Source organism: Amycolatopsis sp. SID8362 (genome assembly GCF_010550475.1).
GTDB lineage: Bacteria > Actinomycetota > Actinomycetes > Mycobacteriales > Pseudonocardiaceae > Amycolatopsis > Amycolatopsis eburnea.
On the sequence record NZ_JAAGNB010000078.1, the window covers coordinates 1 to 3,475 of the forward strand.

Sequence of the window (3,475 nt, forward strand, 5' to 3'; positions counted from 1 at the left end):
TCACCGAGGTCACGCCCGCAGGATCGGCACACCCCGAGCTGCAAGTTCCTGCACGTTCTGGTCGTCGGAGTCGGTGATCACGCCGGCGACGTCGGTGAAGGGCAGCACGGTGAACCGGGACGCCGTGCCGAGCTTTTCGGCGCTGGCCAGCACGTAGGTGTCGGCCGCGCGCCGGGCCAGCGTGCGCTTCATCGCGGCTTCCTCGGCGTCCCCGGTGGTGAGCCCGGCCTCGGGGTGCACGCCGGTGACGCCGAGCAGGAAGACGTCGGCGCTGATCGCCTGGGCGGCCTCGGCCGCGGCGGCGCCGCAGGTGACCGCGGAGTGCCGGAACAGCCGGCCGCCGAGCAGGAAGACCTCGACGCCGGCGTGGCCGAGCAGCGCGACGGCGACGGTCGGGCTGTGGGTGACGACGGTGGCTTCGAGGTCACGGGGGAGGGCGTTCGCGACGGCCAGCGTCGTCGTGCCGCCGTCGAGGATGACGGTCGACCCGGGCCGGACCAGCCCGGCGGCGACCGCGGCGACCCGGTCCTTCCCGTCGACGGCGATGGCCGCCCGCCCGGCGTAGTCGGCGACCGCGGGGGAGACGGGCAGCGCCCCGCCGTAGACGCGCTGGCACAGCCCGGCCGCGGCCAGGTCGCGCAGATCCCGGCGGATGCTGTCTTCGGAGACCCCGAGTTCGGCGGCGACGTCCTTCGCCAGCACCTTGCCCTCGGCCGCCAGCCGGGCGAGCAGCAGTTCACGGCGTTCCCCGACCAACATGCACGATCCTCCTTGTTTCTTCCGGCTCGTGCACATTATGGTCGCGCCATGACCTCTCCGACAAGCCTGTCCCGCAACCCGCGCGTCCGGGTCACCGACGTCGAACTGCTGTCGGACGCCTGGTACGTCCTGCGCCGTACGACGTTCCAGTTCCAGCACCGCGACGGCCGCTGGACGACCGAGCAGCGGGAGACCTACGACCGCGGCAACGGCGCCACGGTCCTGCTCTACGACGTGGTCGGCGGGACCGTGCTGCTGACCCGCCAGTTCCGCTACCCGGTTTACGTCAACGACCACCCCGACGGCATGTTCCTGGAGACGGCCGCGGGCCTGCTGGACACCGACGACGCGGAGACGGCGATCCGGCGGGAGGCCGAGGAGGAGACGGGCGTCCGCATCGGTGCGCTGGAGCACGTGTTCGACGTCTACACGAGCCCGGGCTCGGTCACCGAGCGCCTGCACTGCTACGCGGCGCCGTACGACCCGGCCGACCGGGGCGCGGGCGGCGGGATCGCCGAGGAGGGGGAGGACATCGAGGTGGTGGAACTGCGGTTCGAGGACGCGCTGAAGATGATCGGCACGGGGGAGATCGCCGACGCGAAGACCATCATGCTCCTGCAGTGGGCGGCACTGCAGGGCCCGTTCAGCCCGCACCACTGACCCCCGCATGTAGTGAATGACTCATTCATGTCGTCAGACGACATGAATGAGTCATTCACTACATCGCCAAGGCGGCGGACCCGGGTCCGGGTAGGCGAAAGGCCCCCGCGGGGGGAGGTCGCGGGGGCCTTTCCGTTGTGGTGGGAGCGGTGGCTACGGGCCGGGCAGGACTACGCGGACCGGGAGGTCCGGCGGCCCTTCAGCTCGGCGAGACGTTCGTTGAGCAGGTCCTCGAGCTCGGGGATCGTGCGCCGTTCCAGCAGCATGTCCCAGTGGGTGCGCGGCGGCTTGACCTTCTTCTGCTCGGGCTGCCCGCCGTCGACGATCTCCGATTCGCTGCCGTGCAGGCGGCACTCCCAGACCGTCGGGATCTCGGCGTCGTCGGAGAACGGCACCTCGAACTCGTGGTTCTTCGGGCATGCGTAGCGCACGGTGCGGCGTGGAGCGAGGTCGTGGTTGCGGTCGGTCTCGTAGCTGACCGCTCCCAGCCGGCTTCCACGAAGAACACGGTCGGCCATAGTGGGGTCCTTTCAGTCAGCTCCGGGGTGGAGCCAGGGTGATGCTCACCCTATGCAACGACTCGGGGCCCCCGGGGATTCCCGGGACACCATGTCGTTGCTCACGATGAGCTGCGTCACCCGCCGGGATCAGCTTCCTCTAGTAGGAGGCGTTTCGCGCTCCGGCGTGACGTCAATACGGCCTTCTTAGTGCTGATATCCCCCGGATGGGCTACTGGGGCCTGACTCAGGTCAACCGTAACTGACCGTGATGGGCAGTAACCGGCCCCAAGTCACCCGATCGAAAGTGGCGGCGACACAATACCTGATAACGCACCGTAGCGAATTCGGCCTCAAAACGTGCTGAAGCTGAAGTTTCAACTACGGATTGTTCGGTATCTGCCACCACGACGGTATCGCCCTCGCGCACGACCTCGCCGTCGACCACCCGCGCGTTGAACCGCCCGGGCAGCCCGCACCAGCACAGCACCTCCACCTGGACCGGCTGCAGCTCGTCCGCCAGTTCGAACAGACGAGCGGCACCCGGGAACAACCGGCTCCGGAAGTCCGTCGCGATCCCGAAGCAGTACACGTCGATCTCGACCTCGTCGGCCAGCTCCGCCAGCTGGTCGACCTGCGCGGGGGAGAGGAACTGCGCCTCGTCCACCACGACGTAGTCCACGTGCTGCCCCCGCGCCCACTCCTGCCGCACCAGGTCCCGCACATCGGTGTCCTCGACGACCTCCACCGCCTGCCGCGTCAAGCCGATCCGGCTGGAGATCTGCGGCGCGCCCGAACGGTCGTGGCGCACCAGGATCAGGCCCCGACGGCCCTGCCGGGCGTGGTTGTGGTCGATCTGCAGCGCGAGCGTCGACTTTCCGCAGTCCATCGGCCCGTAGCAGAACTTCAGCCTGCCCACCGGCGGCGTACCGCGGCGCGAACCGGCCGCGGGGACCGACGACAGGGCGTCCGTGGGGTCGGGGCCGGCGGCCCGGTCGTTCACAAAGGTCACGACAGCCGACCCTATCGGGGCCTAGATGTGATGTCCGGGGAGGTTGGTCAGCCGGGTGACCGGCGGCTTGCCGCCGGTTGCGCTGTGGGGTCGATGGTGATTGTAGAAGTGCAGCCAGTCCGGTAGCGCCGCCCGCCGCAGACTCTCGGACGGGTAGAAGCGGGCGTAGGCCCACCCGTCGGCCAGGGTCCGGTGGAAACGTTCGATCTTGCCGTTCGTCTGAGGCCGGTAAGGCCGGGTCCGTTTCGGGATAACGCCCAGCTCGGCGCACGTTTCGCGCCAAGCGTGGGACCGGTAGGCCGAGCCGTTGTCGGACAACACGCGTTCGACAGTCACGCCTAGATCGGCGAACCAGGCCACGGCCCGGCGCAGGACAGCGGTGGCAGTCACCGCGGTTTCGTCGGTGTGGATTTCGGCGTAGGCGACGCGGGAGTGGTCGTCGATGACGGTGTGCACGAACGCGGTGCCGGTGCGGGGCTTGTAGTCCGCGCCGCGGGGCAAGCCTGGCGTGGCGCGTTTGTTGCGCTCGCCTTGCTGCCGGCCGAGG

5 protein-coding genes are annotated in these 3,475 nt (G+C 69.3%); 1 reads left to right on the forward strand and 4 read right to left on the reverse strand.

Annotated elements, in window-relative coordinates; translation table 11 throughout:
* Positions 1–9: 9 nt before the first annotated feature.
* Complete coding sequence (locus tag G3I65_RS02910) at positions 10–759, reverse strand: DeoR/GlpR family DNA-binding transcription regulator (RefSeq protein ID WP_160694475.1); 750 nt, start codon at positions 757–759, stop codon at positions 10–12.
* A gap of 48 nt (positions 760–807) precedes the next feature.
* Between G3I65_RS02910 and G3I65_RS02915 the strand changes: the two genes are divergently transcribed.
* On the forward strand, positions 808–1,419 hold the full coding sequence (locus G3I65_RS02915) for an NUDIX domain-containing protein (RefSeq protein WP_160694477.1): 612 nt from the start codon (positions 808–810) through the stop codon (positions 1,417–1,419).
* 170 nt (positions 1,420–1,589) lie between these two features.
* On the opposite strand, the gene G3I65_RS02920 is transcribed toward G3I65_RS02915, so the two are convergent.
* The 3 genes from G3I65_RS02920 to G3I65_RS02930 all read right to left on the reverse strand — a co-directional run.
* The gene (locus G3I65_RS02920) at positions 1,590–1,937 is read right to left on the reverse strand and encodes an RNA polymerase-binding protein RbpA (protein ID WP_003081521.1); all 348 of its coding nucleotides are present in this window, start codon (positions 1,935–1,937) and stop codon (positions 1,590–1,592) included.
* Positions 1,938–2,163: 226 nt separating this feature from the next.
* On the reverse strand, positions 2,164–2,928 hold the full coding sequence (locus tag G3I65_RS02925; protein WP_163046633.1) for a thymidine kinase: 765 nt from the start codon (positions 2,926–2,928) through the stop codon (positions 2,164–2,166).
* A gap of 21 nt (positions 2,929–2,949) precedes the next feature.
* Positions 2,950–3,475, reverse strand: a 526-nt coding sequence (locus G3I65_RS02930) for a DDE-type integrase/transposase/recombinase (protein WP_160694479.1), incomplete at its 5' end; no start/stop codon positions are given.

Bases quoted from the DNA above. Each gene is read 5' to 3' on its own strand.
- G3I65_RS02910 (WP_160694475.1), bottom strand. From the start codon at position 759: ATGTTGGTCGGGGAACGCCGTGAACTGCTGCTCGCCCGGCTGGCGGCC.
- G3I65_RS02915 (WP_160694477.1), top strand. From the start codon at position 808: ATGACCTCTCCGACAAGCCTGTCCCGCAACCCGCGCGTCCGGGTCACC.
- G3I65_RS02920 (WP_003081521.1), bottom strand. From the start codon at position 1,937: ATGGCCGACCGTGTTCTTCGTGGAAGCCGGCTGGGAGCGGTCAGCTAC.